Source organism: Bacillus sp. ME78, from assembly GCF_903970865.1.
Classification (GTDB): Bacteria; Bacillota; Bacilli; order Bacillales; family Bacillaceae_G; genus Bacillus_A; species Bacillus_A cereus.
Window position 1 is genome coordinate 200,997 of the sequence record NZ_CAJCKK010000005.1, and the last position, 20,732, is coordinate 221,728.

The window sequence follows — 20,732 nt, forward strand, 5'->3', positions numbered from 1 at the left end:
AGAAATGATTAAAGGTTTACTTTATTTGCAAACGAAAAGGAATCTTTATGTTTAACAAATTTTTTATGATCTGGAACGTTTTGAATTGCTACAATTTGCGAATCTCTTGCTTTCAGTGCATCTTGAATCCCGATGGTCATAAGCTTAATAAATAGAATCGTAATAAAGAATGAAGCGAGAGTATAAAAAATAATCCACCATGAAAGATTCATTTCATTACGATTTAATCCAATAAGACCTGCCCAATCATTAGATAGAGAAACAGGTTTGAGCACTCCGTCATAGAGTTCACGCATTTGTATGCCGCCAATTACAATGTTAAGCAACGCTAAATGGATAACGAGTATGAGTGTTTGGACGATATGTTCCATAAATAATACAAATAAGCGGTCAAGTAATAAGACTCGTAAGTGTTTTTTAATAATATGAAAACGACTAGCCCCCAGTAATTGTGAACTTAAGATGTAATCTTGTTTCATAAATTCATCAACCTCTGAGGATATGTATAAAGAAAGTGTAGGCAGAGCGACGAAAATAAGTACGAGTACTTGATAAAACGTAAATGAAATATTTGGATCTACCCCATCAGCATTTGATGTGATTATAATATTAACGGGCGTGATGAGTATGAATGCGATAAATAGAGTTGGAATATAATAAAAAACTTCTGAGCATGACTGGAAAAATCTCTTGAGTTTTGGAGCATATAAACTTAAGAGGATTCCTATACATGTTCCGCATAAAATTCGAAAGAAGCTAATTGCTACGGCTAATAAAATAGTGAATTTTGCTCCTTCTACAATTTGTAAGAAAACAGACTCTCCAAAACGATCAGATCCAAAAGGTGGAATTAACGATGGCGGAAAGGGGGCCTTTCCAAGTAATTCGTTATTGTCATTGTAAAGTAACTGAGGAGGTTTTGGGATGTTATCTTTAAAGAACCAACTATAAATAAAACTAGCTGAAATAAGTATGAATAGATAAGTAAAGCCGATTAAAAAGCGTTTTGATTTCCAAATAGATTTCATAATGATACTCCTTTCAATTGCTTTTTCCATCTATTCATCATGAATGAGACTATTTGGAAAATGGCATAAAACGGTAAAATAATCATAACAAGTATGATAAATGCAGCGGGAGGTGAAACAAACGCCTTATTAAATAGAAATTGAATAATGCCTTCCATATTAAAAACAAATTCTAAAATGAATAAATTAGAAAGTAAGAAAACAAAAATCGTTTTTAAATGGTGAAAGAAGTGGATAGATATATTTTTGAATAAATGAATGCAGAGTATATAACTTGATGAAAGGCCTTTTCCATATGCAACCTCTACGTAATGTTTTCCTTCTTCTTCTTTTATGTATAACACCATCATCCGAAACATTTGTAATGTAGGTAAGACAGCTAATGATAAAATAGGGAGTAAATAAGCTCGATTTTCATTAAAAGAAATAATAGTGACAGGAGATTCCCCGAATTTTTGAAGTACCCATATGAAGAATATTTGCAAACAAATCATCATCATCATATCAGGGACAGCTTCTAATATGAACACAATTCGGTTTATCCATTTTTTTATATAATCTTTCGCTAAAAAATAAAAAAATGCCATGCTAGATGATAGAAAGAGAGCAAGAAAAAAGGCTAAAAATAATATAGTAAATGAATATAGGTAAGGTTCTAAGACAGTTGGAAATAATGGTGTTTTTTTGAAATGGCCAAACTTCGGGTCTGATCCTATAATCACTAATGATTCAGGGGAGAAGACCTGTTTTAACATGGTAACGATCTGATTAAAAAAATAAATTGGTTGAAAGGTAAACCCTTGTTGAGTGATAAATAAATAAGGTAAATTTAATAATAGTAAGAGTGATAAAAGAATTGATGAAAGCTTAATTGTGAATTGAGATATTTTATTTAACATTAAATCCCTCCGACATCTTTTTACAACATTATACAATAAATTCTATATTATTGTTTTATTTTTCTGAAAAATAAAAATACTATTAAATTTTATAGTATGTAAGATATATTTACAAGATAAAAAAGTGATAGCAGGGGGGCCGCGCTCTATGTTTATCAAGATAAAAGGACTAGTGAATCTAAAACAATAAACAAGAGCAAAATGCACAGAATTCTCATTCTGCGGGTAGTTACTTTTCTTGGCTTGATGGTTATGTAACGTGATCCCTAAAAATGAATATTGCTTTTCAACGCTTTTTCATGCAAATGAGTAGAACGTATGGAGGACTATGTATGTGTTGTTAATGAGAGGAAAGAGTGTATTGCGTAAAGAAGATAACGTAATTTTACCGCACGGAAAAGCTAAATTTAGTATATAAGTGAAATGGAATGAGGGGATTTACTTTTTGTTGTGAAAAAAATTTTCTTTTTATAACTTGATAAATGAAAAAATATTTTATATACTAATTCATGTAAACGGTTTACTAAATCTTATTTTGCTAGAAATGAAGGGAAGATTCGCATGGAAACAAGGGGGAGAGTAATCGGGATTGATATCGGTACCACAAGTACAAAAACGGTTGTGTTCACAGAAAAAGGAAAAGTCATTGCATCACATGCAATCGATTACCCAATTATTCAACCGAATGTAGGATGGGCTGAGCAAGATCCTGATGTAATATGTGCCGCTGTATACAAAAGTGTAAGCGTTGCCATTGAAAAAGGTAATGTATTACCAGAAGATATTTCTTCAATCGGTATTAGTACAGCTATGCACGCATTAATTGCAGTAGATGAAAATGGTGCGCCATTAACGCGTTCTATCATTTGGGCAGATAATCGAAGTACGAAGCAATCAGAAAAATTATTACAACAAATGAATGGGCATGAAATTTATAGACGTACAGGTACACCGATTCATCCGATGTCACCACTTTCTAAATTGTTATGGATGAAAGAAGAGGAACCAGAGTTATATACAAGTGCCTATAAATTCATTTCCATTAAAGAGTATGTGATTTACCAATTATTTTCACGCTACGTAGTTGATTATTCGATTGCTTCTGCTACAGGGTTATTTAATTTAGAAACATTAAACTGGGATGAAGATGTTTTGACTATGTTACATATGTCACCAGAACAATTATCAACCCCTGTACCCACTACATATATTTTATCAGGTATGAAGCCAGAATTAGCACAGAAGATGGGGATAAGTGCAGAAACACCAATTGTCATCGGAGCAAGTGATGGGGTTCTTGCAAATGTAGGAGTTGGTGCGATATCACCGGGTGCGGCTGCAATTACGATTGGAACGAGTGGTGCGGTTCGAACAATCTCATCAAATATAAATACAGATGAGAAAGGGAGAACGTTTTGTTACGCATTAACAGATGAGCACTGGGTAATCGGTGGTCCAACGAATAACGGCGGAATATTACTGAGATGGTTACGTGATGAATTTGGTAGTCCAGAGCAAGAAGTAGCAAGAAAGCTCGGCATTGATCCTTATGATTTATTAATTAAATATGCAGAAAGCGTACCAGCTGGAGCGGATGGGCTATTGTTCTTACCTTTCTTATCTGGAGAACGCGCACCTTACTGGAATGCAAACGCTCGTGGTACATTCTTTGGAATCAATCTTCAACATAAACGAGAACATTTTATACGTGCAGTGATGGAAGGTGTTTGTATGAGTGTATATTCAGTAGCACTCGCAATCAGGGATTGTACAGGGCCACTTACTGAAATACGAGTTTCAGGAGGGTTTGCAAAATCTGCATTTTGGAGACAAATGTTGTCCGATATGATGGGAAAAGAATTGTTTGTACCTGAAAGTCATGAAGCATCTGCGCTTGGGGCAGCGGCAGTTGCTTTATATGCTGTAGGAAAAATTGATTCTCTTGAAGAGGTAAAGGATTGGATTGATATTGTCCATCACCATGTACCGAATAAAGAAAATACGGCTATATATTTAGAAATGTTTTATATGTATGAACGACTTTACAATCGCTTGAAAGAAGAATTTGATTGTATAGCTGCTTTCCAACGTAAACAATAGGGGGATTGGGAGAAATGGTAGTTGGGATCGTACTAGCGGCAGTTGTCATACTACTTTTACTTATTACGGTAGTAAAATGGCATCCATTTGTCGCATTAATTTTAACAGCAATTGGTGTAGGTTTAGCAATGGGAATGCCTTTAATTGGAACTTCACCAAAAGATCCAGGGATTATTGATTCTATTAAACTAGGGCTTGGTAATACGTTAGGCTTTTTAGCGATAGTTTTAGCACTAGGAACGATGCTTGGAAAAATGATGGCCGAATCTGGCGGTGCTGAACGTATCGCTAACACATTAATTAATCGTTTTGGGAAGAAACGAGTTCACTGGGCGATGATGTTCGTTGCATTTTTAGTAGGGATTCCGGTATTTTTCCAAGTTGGATTCGTCCTATTAATTCCGTTAGTATTTACAATTGCGTTAGAAACTGGGGTATCACTTATTACAATCGGTATTCCGCTAGTAGCAGGACTGTCAGTCGTACACGGACTTGTCCCACCGCATCCAGCGGCAATGGCGGCAGTGGGTATTTTTAAAGCAGATGTAGGGAAGACAATTTTATATGCGTTAATTGTCGGACTTCCAACTGCAATTATTTCAGGTCCACTTTACGGGAAATGGATTGGTGCTCGTATACATAAGGAAGTACCATTAGATATAGCGGAGCAATTTATTGAAAGAGATAAGAAGAAAGGACTTCCTAGCTTCGGAAATACATTGTTTACTATTTTACTTCCAGTATTTCTTATGCTTGGTGCATCCATTGCTGAAGTAGCGTTACATAAAACGAGTCAACTTGCACAAGTGTTACACTTTATTGGAGATCCAATAGTCGCTTTATTAATTGCAACGATTTATTCTTTCTTTAGCCTTGGTTATGCAAAAGGATTTTCTAAAGATAAAGTATTACAATTTACAAATGATTGCCTTGGGCCAATTGCAAACATACTGTTAGTAATTGGTGCTGGTGGTGCATTTAATAAGGTATTATTAGATTCTGGAATTGGTACTACAATTGCTGAAATGGCGAAAGAATCACATATTTCACCAATATTACTTGGATGGGGAATTGCTGCACTTATCCGAGTTGCGACAGGATCGGCAACTGTTTCTATGATGACAGCAGCTGGTATTGTTGCGCCGATTGCAGCAAGTACACCAGGTGTAAATGTTGAATTATTAGCACTTGCAACAGGTGCAGGGTCATTAATTTTATCACACGTGAATGATTCAGGATTTTGGATGATTAAAGAGTATTTCGGAATGACTGTGAAAGAAACGTTATTAACATGGACTGCAATGGAGACTATATTATCTGTAGTAGCACTTGGGCTAATTTCGATATTAAATATATTTGTATAGAATAGGAGATTGATTAATATGAAACTAGGATTAATTGGATTAGGAAAAATGGGATTCCCATTAGCTGAACACTTACATGAAGACAAGCATGAAGTAGTTGTATACGATGTAAATAAAGAGCTTGTAGAAAAGGCAGGAAAACTAGGAATTACTGCACGTCATACATTAAAAGAAATGATCGCTGAATTAGAAGCTCCTCGTACGATCTGGGTAATGGTGCCTGCAGGAGAAGTTGTAGAGTCAGTATTAAAAGATGTGTATTCGTTATTAGATGAAGGTGATATCGTTATTGAAGGTGGAAATTCATTCTATAAAGATACGTTACGCCGTGCTGAAGAAGCAAAAAGCTTCGGATTACATTATGTAGATATCGGTACATCTGGCGGTGTAGAAGGAGCTAGATACGGTGCTTGTTTAATGGTTGGTGGAGAAAAAGAAATTTACGACCAATTAGAACCTTTATTTAAAGATTTAGCAGTAGAAAATGGCTATTCTTATGCTGGCCGCGTTGGTAGTGGTCATTTCTTAAAAATGGTTCATAACGGTATTGAATACGGCATGATGCAAGCAATTGCTGAAGGATTTGAAGTACTAGATAAGAGTGACTTTGATTTCAATTATGAAGATGTTGCAAAAGTATGGGCGAACGGATCAGTAATCCGCGGTTGGTTAATGGACTTAACTGAAAAAGCATTTGCAGATGATCCTAAACTTGATGGCATTAAAGGTGTAATGAACTCTTCAGGAGAAGGGAAATGGACTGTTGAAACTGCGCTTGAGTTACAAGCAGCGGCACCAGTAATCGCGATGTCATTATTTATGCGCTATCGTTCTCAGGAAGATGATACATTCCATGGAAAAGTAGTTTCAGCACTACGTAATCAGTTCGGTGGACATGAAGTTGTAAAAAAATAAGGATGTTTTTGAAAAGAAACTTGTGCATAAGCGCAAGTTTCTTTTTTATAGTTTAAGAAATTACTAATTTAAAAATACCAATCAATCATCGTTTTTTTGTCACAAATGACAGCTTCAACATTCATTGATTGAACAATATATTCTATATTTTCTTCTTTAGCTAATAATAAGGTTGTAAAGGAATCGTATATACTCATAAACGCATACTCATTGTCTTCTCCAGTAATAATTAACTCATTATTGCTAATGTCCCAAATATCTAATGGAGTAGTATTATTTACCTGTAATAATCCGTTTGTATCAAGAATTGGTTCAGAGAAATATAGATTTTTTGCACCTTTAGAACCGAGGAGTTTAAGTAATTTGTGTAATAAAAATATAGACGTATAATCTTCTGTTGGATAATAAAGATCTTTTTTTAAGTTTGAATGTAGCTTTTCAGCTAAATCCTCTCTTTTATATTCTTCTGAAAAGGCACTAATGGAAGTCAACATGGCCATTGCTAGGTCTGCGTATGAATGTAATCCACTACAAGACATCATTTCCTTCCAAGAAACGGATTTCCCATTGTGAATGATTTCTTCAGCGCTAGGATAGATGTGCTCATATGGTCTTTTTCTCACAGACTTTTCCCATCCTAAAGGCATTTGGACAAATGGATGTAGCAATATAGCTGCAGATTTAAAATTATTTGGTAGTTGTTCTAAAATTGGTGATTTGTCATCTAGCCAAATGTAATCCAACAAAATATAACCTTCTCTTAGACTTTGAAATGTACGGATTCCCGTATTATGTTTTTTTGTATTGATTGTATCAAATATAAAGCGAAGCATGAAATATGTCCCAACATAAAAGTAAGAATAAATAAAATGAAGTTTTCATAAATAGTAAAAGGGTGCTTATGTCATCAGTATAGCTAAAAAATGTTGTTACATATGAGAAGAGCGTGTTAATAAAATATGAGGTGGTTAAATGGGAAATGAGCAAGTGAAGTCTGTAAAGGAAGAAAAAAAGTTATGTCTTTGTATGATTGTCAAAAATGAGTCTAGAATTATGGAAAGATGTTTAAATGCAACAAAATCAATTGTAGATTATGTTTCTATTTGTGATACTGGATCGACGGATAATACGCCTGAAATTATTGAAAATTGGTGTAAGGAAAATGAGATACCTGGGACGGTTCATCATGAGCCGTTTAAAAACTTTGGTTATAACAGAAGTTTAGCTGTTTCATTAGCGCAAAAAACATATCCAGAAGCAGATTATTTATTAATATTAGATGCGGATATGATTTTAGAGGTTGATCCGAATTTCGATAAAACGAGCTTAACGGAAGATCATTATCTTACATTGCAATATGATGTTCATATTAAATATTGGCTTACACGTCTTTTGAAAGCTTCTTTACCATGGAAATCTGTCGGTGTTACTCATGAGTATTGGGATATAGATCGTTCAAAAGTTGGAGCGAATTACAATACGAGGATAGATCGGTTAGAGACTCTTGTCGTGAATGATCCCGGAGATGGCGGGAGTAAAGCTGATAAATTTGAAAGAGATGAGAGGTTGTTGTTACAAGGAATAAATGACCCAGAAACAACGCCAGATTTGCATATAAGATATTTATTTTATTTAGCCCAAACTTATTTTCATTTAAGTCAATTTGAAGATTCGATTAAATGGTATAAAAAACGAGTGGAAGCAGGGGGGTGGGTTGAAGAGGTATTCTATTCGTTATTGCGAATAGGATTTTGTTATGAGCAGTTAGCAAATCGTTCAGCAAATAAACAAAATGAAGTGACAGATGCTGATGAAAAAGAAACTGTTAAAGGGCAAGAAGAGCAATATTTAGCATTAGCTGTTTTTTATTTTCAAAAAGCGTGGGAATATAGACCAACCCGGGCTGAACCATTATACCAACTTGCAAGGTTGTATCGATTACGATCTCAAAACAATATTGCTTTGATGTATGCTCTGCAAGGGAAGGAAATTCCTTTTCCAAAGGATGATCTTTTATTTGTAGATTATCATGTGTATGATTACTTATTTGACTATGAAATTTCTATTAGTGCTTTCTATATACCTCATAAAAAACATTTAGGGGCCGTGTCGCAAAAGTATTTGGAATCGATTAAAGAAGAGATTCCATTTCATATAGCAAATGTAGTAGAGAATAATGCGAAATTTTATTAAATACATTTTCGGTTAAAGGAGTAGTGGAGTAATCATGGAATTAATGCGATGGGCGATTGAACTAGGAGAATCGGTGCATGGAAATACGTATGAAGAATTGATGCCACTACTAGACTATTATTATGATCGTGATCATTTAAAAGCGTATTGTATCGCAAATCTTCTTTTAAACATGGATGTATTAGATGAACATCGGGAAAGAATCGAATTAAGAAGATGCATCGCTGCTTATTATGCTGGATTATATAAAGTAGCAAGAAAACATGCAAATGAGTTAGTACTTAAACATCCGGATGTAGATTTATATAAAAATAATTTAAAATTAATGGAAGCTTATTTGAATAAAGAATATGATTATTGTCTTTTTATATGCCCAAAGACATACGGTAGTTTCATAGATGTTGCGCGAGCTTTAAAGTGGCGGTTGGAGCAGGAGGGAAATACAGTAATTATATCAGAAACAATACTGGAAAATGTAAAGAATACAGTTGTTTTTGGAGCCCATACATACGCATATAACCCGAATCTTCTTCCGAAAGATGCAATTATTTATAATTTAGAACAGCTATACGAAGGAAGTCCATATGCACACCCCCTTTATTTAATATTATTAAAAGATAGAGTGATTTGGGATTATAGTAAACAAAATATAGAATGGCTAAAACAAAAAGGGGTAGGAAAAGAAATAAAACATGTAAAAATGAACTATGCTCCAACTTTGGAAATAAAAAAAGATGCATTTGAAGATGAGATTATTGAAGATATTGATATTCTGTTTATAGGTGCTCTTAATCCGAGGCGACAAGCTATTTTTGATCATCTAAAAGCGATTGCCCCGAATTTAAATATAGTTTTTAAAAATAATGCGTGGGGAATTGTTAGAAATGAATTGATTGCTAGAGCTAAAATTATATTAAATATTCATTTTTATTTATCAGGAATTCTTGAAACACCTCGCGTGTCTTATGCAGTCGCAAATAAGAAATTTATTATTTCCGAAAATAGTAATCCAGAAGATGAGGTAGAGTGGCCAGGAATTGTGTTTACTCCGTACGAAAAAATAATTGAAAACGTAATGAAATATATAGAATTACCAGAAGAACGGAAAAGATTAGCGGAAAAAGCATATAATCATTTTGAAGCAAATGAAAGTTTAGGTACATTGAGTCTCAGAGATGAAACGAAGTAATTGTGCGAAACTCATACGAAAGTATGAGTTCTTTTTTGTTTATCATACTATTTTATGAAACAAGTTAACTCTTAATATTGTGTTTTGTATAGAAATTTCTGATAATATATAAGTAGAACTTGAAAACAAAGGGGAGAAATAATCATGAAACTAGTCGTTATTAATGGTACACCAAGAAAATTTGGTAGAACTCGCGTGGTGGCAAAATATATTGCGGATCAATTTGAAGGGGAATTATATGATTTAGCAATTGAGGAGTTACCTTTATACAATGGAGAAGAGTCACAACGTGATTTAGAGGCAGTAAAAAAATTGAAAACGTTAGTGAAAGCTGCGGATGGGGTTGTATTATGTACACCAGAATATCATAATGCGATGAGCGGTGCGCTGAAAAACTCTTTAGATTACTTAAGTAGTAGTGAATTTATTCATAAACCAGTTGCGTTGTTAGCGGTTGCTGGTGGCGGTAAAGGTGGAATAAATGCATTAAACAGCATGCGAACGGTCTCTAGAGGTGTTTATGCAAATGCCATTCCAAAACAAGTTGTGCTTGATGGATTACATGTGCAAGATGGTGAACTTGGGGAAGATGCCAAACCATTAATTCATGATGTAGTTAAAGAATTAAAAGCATATATGAGCGTATATAAAGAGGTGAAAAAGCAACTAGGAGTGGAGTGATATGTCCTCACTTTATCATGATTCTCGCTTGTATTACATTCTAGGGGCCAATAGTCTATCTGCTATTGGTTCCGGAATTGTTATGATAACGATTCCGTGGCTGTTAATTAAAGAGAGTGGAGGAGAGACAACGTTTGGTTATGTTTCTATCATTGCAACCCTTATTATGTTTTTATTAACACCATTCATTGGGCAAAGTATTGATCGTTTTTCAAGAAAATCTTTATTGTTATGTAACGAAGGAATCGGAATAGCCGTAATCGGAATAATGGTTATTTGGGGATTTGCTGGGCAACCTTATCATTCTATTCACTATATTCTTATTTATATAGCCGGATCATTCTACTATTTATTATTTTATCCTACAATATTTGCGTTCAACCAAGAGATATTTCAAGCAGAACATTATAAAAGTTTAAGTGGAACGATGGAAATACAAGGACAGTTAACACAAGTTATTTCTGGAGCGGCCGCGAGCTTCTTAATTGAAATTGTATCTTTGAAGTGGATTTTGTTAGTAGACATGTTAACTTTTGCTGGAGCATTTTTTCTTTTCTTATGTATACCGTACGTAAAGAAAAAAGAAGTGAAAAGAAAAATAACATTTAAGAAGCAATTGTTTGAAGGAATTCACTTTATGAAAAAACGTCCTAAGCTCTTTTGGTTCTTACTGGCCACTTATATGCCGTTTATAGGTGTTATGATGGCAAATTATTTAATACCAGTTTATATTTCGGATATACTTAAAGCCAATGCCTCTGTATACGCAATAGAGGGGATGATGTACGGTGTTGGAGCGGTTGTTGCAGGAATCTGTATTCCACTCATAATGAAATATGTAAAAACAGAAGTTTCAATCGTTATAACGATGTTTATTTATGTAATTTCAATTACCGCAATGATTATTGAACCTTCCGTAATTTTCTTATATGGACTTGCAATTTTTCATGCAGTTGGAAATGCGGGTACAAGAGTGGCGAGAAATGTATTGATGATGGAGGAAATTCCAAACGAAGTAATGGGACGTGTAGACAGCTTATTTCGCCTAATTGGTACTGGAATACGAATTTTATTATTAATGTTGTTTACAGCGGGTGTATCTAAAGTCGGAGTCATGCTGCCGTTTTACGTATTAAGCTGCATATTGATTTTCTCATTAGGAATCGCTATTTATTATGTACTATCACAACGTAAAGTAGCGGCGCATGTTTCTAATAAATCAATCGTTTGAAAAAACACTTCTGCCTCCCTTTCTTTTTCTATATAATAACAAGAAAGGGAGTGAATACTTATTTATGAACAAATGGATCTTTCTTATGATTTTATTATTACCGCCACTATACATCATTTATATGACGTTTCGAATGAACAAAGTTGCTCGTGAAAAGTTGAGCTATCACTCTCCGTACGTTCTTATACTGGGTGCAAAGTTATTTGGAGATAGACCGTCTTTATCTCTTCAAAATCGTTTGGATGTAGCGTTGGAGTATTTATTTTCCCATCCTGAAGCGAAAGTAATTGTTTCAGGTGGTCAAGGAGAAGATGAAGATATACCGGAAGCTCATAGCATGAGAAATTATTTAATGGTACACGGTATAGATGAGAGTCGTATTTTAATAGAAGATCAATCTACAAATACGTATGAAAACTTAAAATTTAGTATGGATTTATATAATGTGAAACATGCGGTAGTTGTAAGTAATACATATCATTTATATCGAACGAAAATAATTGCAAAGCGTTTAGGTATGAAGATGGAGGCGCTAGCTGCTGAAACACCAATTCGTTCTAAGAGAAAAATGTATGTTCGCGAATATGCTGCTATTATGAAAACAATATTGTTCGACCGTTAGAGCTCAAATGCGAGCTCTTTTTTAATTTAAAAGCGTATCATTTGAAATGAATGCCATATTCCATCAAAATAAAGGAAACAACAGTAAAGGAGTTGTGTTTGTGATTCAATTTAATCATGTGTCAAAATCGTATGAAGATGGCACGAAAGCAGTGGATTCATTGCATTTAGAAATTAAAAAGGGAGAATTTTTCGTTCTCATCGGTCCGAGTGGTTGCGGGAAAACAACGACAATGAAGATGATTAATCGTTTAATCGAAACGACTGAAGGATCGATTTTAATCGATGGAAAAGATATTCAACAATATAATATAAACGAATTACGTTGGGATATAGGATATGTGTTGCAACAGATTGCATTGTTTCCTCATATGACAATCGCTGAAAATATTGCAGTTGTTCCTGAAATGAGGCAATGGAGCAAAAAGGAAATAAAAGCACGCGTCGATGACTTGTTACATATGGTTGGATTAGATCCGGATATATATCGAGATCGTATGCCTGATGAATTGTCAGGAGGACAAAAACAACGTGTCGGTGTCGTGCGAGCATTAGCCGCAAACCCGAAAATCGTTCTTATGGATGAACCATTTAGTGCGTTAGATCCATTAAGTAGGGAACAGCTTCAGAAGGATATTGTACAGTTGCAAAAAAAGATTCAAAAAACAATCGTGTTCGTAACACATGATATGCAAGAAGCATTATCACTTGGAGATCGCATTTGTATTATGAAAGATGGAAAAGTTGTTCAACTAGATACACCAGAAGGAATTATACATAATCCGAAAAATGAATTTGTAGAGGAGTTCATTGGAAATCGTGGACGAACTTGGTATGAGGAGAAAAGTGTAGCAGATGTATTGCCGCTTGATCAAAGTGTGCAATTAGAAGGGCAGGCACTATCATTACATTCTTCTTTACAAGAAGCGTTAGTTCGTGTGCGTGATGAGGAGATCGTTCCAGTTGAAGAAAACGGTCAATATATTGGAGCGTTAACAAGTCGTCATATCGTCAATTACATTGTTGAACAAATGAAGGAGAGAGGCTAAACAGTGACTAATTTTATACAAACGTTCCAAGAACGAAAAATAGAATTACTAACTGCATTAAGTGAGCACTTACAAATATCGCTTATTTCATTATTTTTTGCAGTAATTATAGCGGTGCCACTTGGCATTTTATTAACAAGAAAAGAACGAATGGCTGAATTTATAATAGGAACTTCTGCAGTAATGCAGACAGTGCCGTCACTTGCATTACTCGGACTATTAATTCCGTTAGTAGGAATCGGAAAACTTCCAGCGATTATTGCATTAGTTGTGTATGCACTATTACCTATTTTACGAAATACATATACAGGAATAAGGGAATTAGATGAATCACTAATAGAAGCCGCGAGAGCTATGGGGATGAATAGTTGGAGAAGGCTGTGGAAGGTAGAGCTTCCGCTTGCATTGCCTATCATTATGGCCGGTATTCGTACAGCGATGGTATTAATTGTTGGAACGGCTACATTAGCAGCTCTCATTGGTGCTGGTGGGCTCGGTAAGCTTATATTATTAGGCATAGATCGAAATGATCATGCACTTATCATTTTAGGGGCCGTACCAGCCGCGTTACTCGCTTTATTCTTTGATATAGTACTTCGCATACTTGAACGACCGAAACGCTCTTCTAAGCATGTTATATTGACGATATGTATAGTTGTAGTAATGATTGCTTCTCCATTTCTTTGGAGTACAGAAAAGAAAGATATTGTTATTGCGGGCAAACTTGGATCAGAACCTGAAATTTTAATTCAAATGTATAAGCAGCTTATTGAACAAGATACCGATTTAAACGTACAATTAAAACCAGGTCTTGGAAAAACAGCATTTGTATTTGAAGCGTTGAAATCCGGGGAAGTAGATATATACCCAGAATTTTCAGGAACAGCTTTATCTACTTTCGTGAAAGAAGAACCAAAGAGCACAAATCGTGATGAAGTATATGATCAGGCTCGCATTGGAATGGAAAAGAAATATAATATGGTTATGTTGAAGCCAATGGAGTATAACAATACATATGCACTAGCCATGCCGAAAAAAATAGCAGATCAAAAGAATATAAATACAATTTCTGATTTAGGGAATGTTGCGCAGGAAGCCAAAGTAGGGTTTACATTGGAATTTGCTGATCGTGAAGATGGTTATAAAGGAATGCAAAAATTATATAACTATAAGTTCTCGAATGTTAAAACGATGGAGCCGAAGCTGCGTTATAGCGCAATTCAATCTGGAGATGTTAACGTAATTGATGCATATTCAACAGATAGTGAATTGGAGCAATACGGACTGAAAGTGCTAAAAGATGATAAAGGGTTATTCCCACCTTATCAAGGAGCACCATTATTAAGAAAAGAAACGTTACAGAAATATCCTGAACTTGAAAAGGTATTAAATAAATTATCTGGAAAGATTACAGATGGAGAAATGCGAAAAATGAATTATGAAGTTAACGTAAATGGTAAAAGTAGTGAAGAAGTCGCAAAACAATTTTTAGAAAAAGAGAATTTACTTCGTTAAATTTACAAGAAATATACAAATTTATATGTTTGAAATGACCGTTCATTACAAAATGAGCGGTTTTTTTGTGCATACTTATACATTTTTTCAAAAAAGTATTCCATTTTTGTTCATTTTCTTTTAGAATAAGTAATGTTTTCCTGAAAAAATATAAGAGAAACGTCTATTAGAGAAAAAGGTGACTTTAATAGTTGAACGAACATAACACCTAGAATGACAGATGGGGTGGTACAAATAGAAAAGAAGTTAGGATTTTTTCCGTTAATCGCATTAGTAGTTGGAACAATGGTTGGTGGCGGTGTTTTTAGTTTACCGCATGATTTAGCAGTAGGAGCAAACAGTGGTGCAATAATAATTGGCTGGTGTATTACAGCGATGGGAATGATTCCACTTGCGCTCGTATATCAAACGTTAGCAAGACAAAAACCGGAACTTGAAGGTGGAATTTATAGTTATGCACGTGCTGGTTTCGGTGAATATATTGGATTTAATAGTGCTTGGGGATATTGGCTAGCAGGAATCTTAGGTAATGTCGCAACAATTATGTTACTGTTTAGTACATTAGGTTATTTCTTTCCAATTTTCAAAGGAGGAAATAATGTTGCATCTATCGTTGGGGCATCACTTTTATTATGGACACTTCATTTTCTAATTTTATTTGGAATCCGTGAAGCTTCTATTATGAATGTTATCGCAACAATAGGGAAGTTAGTTCCAATCGTTTTATTTATTGTTGTAATGGTAACAGCCTTTCGCTGGGACACATTTACACATGATTTTTGGGGAGAAGGAACCTTCTCACTTTCCGCTATACTTGGTCAAGTGAAAAATACAATGCTTGTAACACTTTGGGTTTTCATTGGAGTTGAAGGAGCGGTTGTATTATCCGGAAGAGCGAAGAATAGCCGAGATGTTGGTAAGGCAACAGTAATGGGACTTATTTTAGTAATGTCCATATATATTTTAATTTCTGTTCTGTCAATGGGAGCGATGACAAGAAGCGAACTTTCTGTGCTAGAAACTCCGTCAATGGGACATGTATTAGAGCATGTTGTTGGTCCATGGGGTGCAGTTGCGATTAACATTGGGTTAGTTGCTTCACTTGTCGGTACATTAATTGGCTGGTTTTTACTTGTTTCTGAAATTTCTCATGTAGCCGGAAAAGATGGCGTATTTCCGAAAGTCTTTACGAAAACAAATAAAAAGCAAACACCGCACATGGCATTATGGATTTCAAATGGTGTTGCTCAAATTATATTTATCATTGTTCTGTTTTCAGAATCAACATATCAAATTATGTATTTCATTGCATCAACATCAATTTTATTACCATATTTATTATCAGCGTTATTCCAATTTAAATTAGTCATTACAAACGAGCTAAAAGACGCTAAATTAAAAAACGGAGCGTTAGCTCTAATTGCTTCTATTTACTCTGTATGGCTTCTTTATGCAGCTGGTTTAAAGAATTTACTACTAGTTTCAATTGTGTATGGAATTGGAATTATTGTTTACACGTTTGCAAGAAAAGAACAAGGGAACCGTTGCTTTGCAGGTGCAGAGAAATATGTGATGTGGGCAATTATTATTGCGGCTATCACATCACTGTATATGTTATTAACTGGAAATATAAAAATGTAAAAAGTCCTTTTCATTTAAAGGGCTTTTTTCTTTGTTTAGAGAATATTTACTACATAAGATATTCAGGAGGGATGAGAATGGAAGAAAAAGAACAGTTGTCTAGAATAATTGATTTAGCTAGTGAGTTAAGGAAAGTATTAGTGCAAGAATCTTTTTTTAATCATCATCCTGAGCTGAGAGGAGTCATTGAGAATTTAGCAAGTTCTGTTGAAAATTTGGCGGAATTGCAAAAAAGTAAAGATGAAAATGCTGAAGATCGATTACGTTACGTACTTGCTAAAATGAAAATTGCTCATAATGCAATTTTACAAGAGAAAAAAGCATTTCCTTCTCATTAATATACGTTTTAATTTTGAACCTGGCGGATAACGTCAGGTTTTTTATTTCTAGTTTTTCGTTTCTTTCATACACTAAGAATAGTATGAAAAAAGAAGGTGACTAAGGTGAAATTACATAAAGCTCTTCAGCCAAGTTTTATAAAACGAATGTACTATATGAGATTTTTAGGGAAATTTACAAAAGCTGAAAAAGAGAAGAGTGGAGAGAATTTCTTTGTACAATGCTTATCGCCAATACCATTCACTTTACAGGAACAATTTGCAAATGAACCATATGTATTTGAGGGGTTATGTAGTAATAAAAAGAATGAAAAAATCTTTTTGGAATTAAAGAAAAGAAAACTAGAAAAGCAATTAGTGATGTTTCGTCTTTATTATGAAAGAGGAAATGTATACGTGGAGTTAATATGTACAGAAGAACCGAAAGAAATAGCAAGCAGCTATAAAATGATTCCGGCACCTAAAGTTACAAATAATAAAAAAAGAGAATCTTTAGAACGAAAACTTAGCAACGGTTATTTATCATTTCTTATGCCAAAATTTCCGAAAGACTTTGAGCCTCCCGAATTATTGTGGCACGATGGAAGACTGTATGGAAACATATCCTTAAAGTCATCAATTAGCTCAATCGCATATTTTGAACAGAAACGTGAATGTAAATATATAAACTGCAGTGACTGGACGAAGTATGTAGAAATAGCGGTAGAAGATCAATTATATTTTGTAAGTGATCATGTGTATGAGCAATTAAAAAAACGAATGCATGAAGAAGGTAAGCTAGTTGAAGTAGAGGATATAAAAGTGCAAAAAGATGAATGGGAATGGGATGAGCGTGAATCGTCCTTTTTACAGTATGTACAAAGTATGGTGCATAATAAAGGGCTATATTTGGATGCAACGGATATTTATAATTTCCATATAAGTGTAAAAACAAATATGTTAACGATTCTTGGTGGTATACCGGGCGTTGGGAAATCACGTTTTGTGCAAACTTATGCAGAAGCATTAGGATTACAGTATGGGGAAGAATTGGTTTGGATTCCAATTTCACCATCGTATCAAGAACCACATGATTTACTTGGTTACCTTCATCCAAATGGTACTTTTATTGAAAGTGAAACGAAGTTAGTTAGGACGTTAATGAAGGCGAAAGAAAATCCCAATCAACTGTATATAATCGTTTTTGATGAAATGAACATGTCACATATTGAGCATTGGTTTACTCCATTTTTATCTGTTCTTCAACTTGAAACAAAAAATCGTATTTTAAACTTGTATGAGGGTGTTCAGGACATTGAGAATTCAATTCCATCAACAATTGAAATTGGAGAAAATATTATATTTGTAGGTACTGTGAATTTTGATGAAACAACGAAAGAGCTCTCCGATCGATTATTAGACCGAACGAACTTAATAACGTTACAAAAAATTCCGTTTTGTGAGATGGGCATGGAACTGGGGAAAGTCGTATTACACCCACCTTTGAAAGTAACAGCGGGAGAATTTCGGATAAATTGGATGAGAAATAAAGCGATGATTGAAGTGTTTTCTGAAGAAGAATTAGAGCTATTAGATAAGTTGCATGTCGTATTGTCATCACATGATGCGTCTAAGGGAATTTCTTTCCGATGTGCAAACGCAATTGCGACTTATTTGCAAAATATACCGTTCCAAAATAACCATACCTATATGATCAGTAGAGAAGAAGGGTTTGATTTACAAATAAAGCAGCGTGTATTGACGAAAATCAGAGGGACCGAAATGATGGTTGGTTCTTTACTTTCTGAAGAAGCAAAAAGGGGAGCGACCTTAGTACCTCTTTTGCAATCTGCACTTGCAAACAGAGTATCTACATTTGAACACTCTTTAGCATATATACGAGAAAAACGTAGGGAACTGGAGTTGTATGGATATGCAAAATGAAGGGCGTTACGAAACAAAAATCGTTGATACGAATGAAACGCTCCCTTTTGTATTAAAGTTAATCATTGGAAATGAGGGGAAAGGAGATTATATTTTATTAAATCGTCTTTGTACATCTACTACAGCATTAGTTCAATGCATTTATAAAGTACAAGAATTAAAACCGATTAGATTGCAGTACAATTATGAAATCCCAATGAATATTACTTTTATATGGAATAAAGTATATGAGGGACAGAAAAATATAAAAGAGGCTCAATATGAAATAAATGAAAAAAAACAAAGAGTATTAATATATGAACATGGGAAAACAGAATTCTTTTATCCATGGCGCTGTGGTTTATACCATTTTGAAGTGCGCATAGAAGATACAACGTATTATGGTGCTTTTCAAATCGTACCGAAAAATTTTTTTGATGATCAATTTGAAATGATTCAAGACTATGTGAAGTCAATTTTAAATGAGTTGATTTTGGATAGAGGTTATTATAAAAAGACTTTCTCTGCACTTAGCGATATTGAGGATTCTTCTTATTTAGTTTTGCTTAGAAAGTTACCCCAAAAAATGAAGATGATAAAGCAAATCTTTAAGAAAATAGAATCAAGCTCAAAATTTATAAATGCATATAAATGGGAAGGAAAAGAGAGAAAGCCAACAAGAAAAGGAACCATAGTGGCAGAAAGAAAACCTTATGCAAAACATTATAATCGTAAGTTTATGGAACAAAAAAATAGTAAGGAAAATGCATTTCTTAAATATAAATCGATGCAATTTTATCATTATTTAATTGAAGCTAAAAGTTTTTTACGTCAAACAATTGAAATATTAGAAAGAGAAAAAAAGAAAAAATCAGAAGAGTTTCAAGCCGTAAAAACGATTATACAAACAATTGAGCGTAATGGATCAGTAACCGATAGAGAGAAGCAAAAATATAAAAATATACATTTACTAAAAGAAGCCGATTTACGAAAGAGCTCAATGAAAATACAAGAATATAAAATATTGGCGCACATTGTTCATGAAAATGTACAATACTTTCAAATGTTAATGCACTCCTCGTTTTGGAGGGAAGTTACTGAAACAAGTAACATGAACTTACATGATTTACCGATACCACATCAACAATTACTACATCATTTAGAAGTACTCCCGCAATATACGGATCAATCTCCATCGTTATTATTTGTTTATAAGCCAACGTTTTTAGTGTATGAATATTACGCTTTTTTTATCGTTATTTCAATTTTAGAGCAAATTGGTTTTGAGGCTAGAAATTCCATTCGTGAACAAATACAAGAACATTTTTATGTAGATGGATTACAAGATGGAACGACAGTAGTTTTACAACGAGATGATTTAAAGGTACATGTCGCATTTAATGACTTAATTGAAACACATCCTCTTATTGCATTAAGTAAAGGGAGTAATTTTTACAATGGTGAGGATACGAAGAAGCCAGATATTCGCTTAGACTGTTATGTAAAAGAAGATGGGAAATACGTATATAAATCTTCTATTATTATTGAAGTGAAGTATAGTCCAATGTACAATATTTTTCAGCACGTCGGAAATACGAAAGCAACTGAGCAAATGTATAAGTATTGGTCTATAAAGTATGTAGAAGAACAGGATGGAAAGCGAGTCTATTATCGAAGGTCAATTTATGAAGTCATTTGTGTATATCCAGGAAGCCATATGCATAGTAAAAAAATTGAGTCTGGATGCGGTGTTTTCTTGCAGTTATATCCATATAAGACGAAACAAGGGGAAGAGAAATTAGCTGGAAAACATGGGATGGTACAAATTTTTGAAAAGTGGTTAAAAAGCATTGAGAAGTAAAAGAAATCCTTTTTCATAAAGGATTTTTTTAGATTAAGAAGAATTATATGCTGTATGGAAAGAAACATATTGTAAGTTAGATTTGAAAAGTGATACAAATGTGTTATTAAAAGGAATGTGAGCGCGGGATAAAAGTCGATTAAATTGGAATCTAATTCATTTTGCAGAATATAATAAGTAATAAATATTTTTAGTTGCATACGAA

The 20,732-nt window shown here is 34.1% G+C and carries 17 protein-coding genes; 14 read left to right on the forward strand and 3 right to left on the reverse strand.

Going from position 1 to position 20,732, the window contains the following annotated elements; all coding sequences use genetic code 11:
- Positions 1–8 precede the first annotated feature (8 nt).
- Positions 9–1,028 (reverse strand): ABC transporter permease subunit, encoded by a 1,020-nt coding sequence (locus tag H6481_RS09355; protein ID WP_000836572.1) that lies wholly within the window; start codon positions 1,026–1,028, stop codon positions 9–11.
- A complete protein-coding gene (locus H6481_RS09360) occupies positions 1,025–1,927 on the reverse strand; it encodes an ABC transporter permease subunit (RefSeq protein ID WP_000932680.1) in 903 nt (300 codons plus the stop codon). The genes H6481_RS09355 and H6481_RS09360 overlap by 4 nt, the downstream gene beginning before the upstream one ends.
- 561 nt (positions 1,928–2,488) lie before the next feature.
- On the opposite strand from H6481_RS09360, the gene gntK reads away from it, so the two are divergent.
- The 3 genes from gntK to gnd are packed head-to-tail and all read left to right on the forward strand — an operon-like array spanning position 2,489 to position 6,306.
- Positions 2,489–4,027, forward strand: a complete 1,539-nt coding sequence (gene gntK / locus H6481_RS09365; protein WP_000449997.1) for a gluconokinase — start codon at positions 2,489–2,491, stop codon at positions 4,025–4,027.
- A gap of 14 nt (positions 4,028–4,041) precedes the next feature.
- Positions 4,042–5,391 carry a GntP family permease gene (locus H6481_RS09370; RefSeq protein ID WP_182811530.1) on the forward strand — a complete coding sequence of 450 codons (1,350 nt, stop codon included), beginning with the start codon at positions 4,042–4,044 and terminating at the stop codon, positions 5,389–5,391.
- An 18-nt stretch (positions 5,392–5,409) separates the two neighbouring features.
- Positions 5,410–6,306 carry a phosphogluconate dehydrogenase (NAD(+)-dependent, decarboxylating) gene (gnd, locus tag H6481_RS09375; RefSeq protein WP_153591569.1) on the forward strand — a complete coding sequence of 299 codons (897 nt, stop codon included), beginning with the start codon at positions 5,410–5,412 and terminating at the stop codon, positions 6,304–6,306.
- Positions 6,307–6,374: 68 nt separating this feature from the next.
- Here gnd and H6481_RS09380 read toward each other — a convergent pair whose 3' ends face one another.
- Positions 6,375–7,139, reverse strand: a complete 765-nt coding sequence (locus H6481_RS09380; RefSeq protein WP_182811533.1) for a DUF2711 domain-containing protein — start codon at positions 7,137–7,139, stop codon at positions 6,375–6,377.
- A 139-nt stretch (positions 7,140–7,278) separates the two neighbouring features.
- Here H6481_RS09380 and H6481_RS09385 point away from each other — a divergent pair, with 139 nt between their 5' ends.
- The 11 genes from H6481_RS09385 to H6481_RS09435 all read left to right on the forward strand — a co-directional run bounded on the left by H6481_RS09385 (position 7,279) and on the right by H6481_RS09435 (position 20,527).
- Positions 7,279–8,499, forward strand: coding sequence for a glycosyltransferase (locus H6481_RS09385; RefSeq protein ID WP_182811535.1), 1,221 nt, complete (start codon positions 7,279–7,281; stop codon positions 8,497–8,499).
- A gap of 34 nt (positions 8,500–8,533) precedes the next feature.
- Positions 8,534–9,688 carry a hypothetical protein gene (locus tag H6481_RS09390; protein ID WP_000422335.1) on the forward strand — a complete coding sequence of 385 codons (1,155 nt, stop codon included), beginning with the start codon at positions 8,534–8,536 and terminating at the stop codon, positions 9,686–9,688.
- A 144-nt stretch (positions 9,689–9,832) separates the two neighbouring features.
- Positions 9,833–10,369 carry an NADPH-dependent FMN reductase gene (locus H6481_RS09395; protein ID WP_000780357.1) on the forward strand — a complete coding sequence of 179 codons (537 nt, stop codon included), beginning with the start codon at positions 9,833–9,835 and terminating at the stop codon, positions 10,367–10,369.
- A gap of 1 nt (position 10,370) precedes the next feature.
- Positions 10,371–11,600 (forward strand): MFS transporter, encoded by a 1,230-nt coding sequence (locus tag H6481_RS09400; protein ID WP_000097160.1) that lies wholly within the window; start codon positions 10,371–10,373, stop codon positions 11,598–11,600.
- A gap of 64 nt (positions 11,601–11,664) precedes the next feature.
- Positions 11,665–12,222, forward strand: a complete 558-nt coding sequence (locus tag H6481_RS09405; RefSeq protein ID WP_001045718.1) for a YdcF family protein — start codon at positions 11,665–11,667, stop codon at positions 12,220–12,222.
- 100 nt (positions 12,223–12,322) lie between these two features.
- Positions 12,323–13,270, forward strand: coding sequence for an ABC transporter ATP-binding protein (locus H6481_RS09410; protein ID WP_000614073.1), 948 nt, complete (start codon positions 12,323–12,325; stop codon positions 13,268–13,270).
- Positions 13,271–13,273: 3 nt separating this feature from the next.
- A complete protein-coding gene (locus tag H6481_RS09415) occupies positions 13,274–14,785 on the forward strand; it encodes an ABC transporter permease/substrate-binding protein (protein WP_065483436.1) in 1,512 nt (503 codons plus the stop codon).
- A 213-nt stretch (positions 14,786–14,998) separates the two neighbouring features.
- Positions 14,999–16,426 (forward strand): basic amino acid/polyamine antiporter, encoded by a 1,428-nt coding sequence (locus H6481_RS09420; RefSeq protein ID WP_000129441.1) that lies wholly within the window; start codon positions 14,999–15,001, stop codon positions 16,424–16,426.
- A gap of 77 nt (positions 16,427–16,503) precedes the next feature.
- Positions 16,504–16,764 (forward strand): hypothetical protein, encoded by a 261-nt coding sequence (locus tag H6481_RS09425; RefSeq protein ID WP_000391447.1) that lies wholly within the window; start codon positions 16,504–16,506, stop codon positions 16,762–16,764.
- 105 nt (positions 16,765–16,869) lie between these two features.
- Positions 16,870–18,687: an AAA family ATPase gene (locus H6481_RS09430; RefSeq protein ID WP_000766193.1), complete on the forward strand. Its 1,818-nt coding sequence runs from the start codon at positions 16,870–16,872 to the stop codon at positions 18,685–18,687.
- Entirely contained in the window at positions 18,677–20,527 is a 1,851-nt protein-coding gene (locus H6481_RS09435; protein ID WP_001178725.1) for a hypothetical protein, read from the forward strand. The genes H6481_RS09430 and H6481_RS09435 overlap by 11 nt, the downstream gene beginning before the upstream one ends.
- The last annotated feature ends 205 nt before the right edge of the window (positions 20,528–20,732 follow it).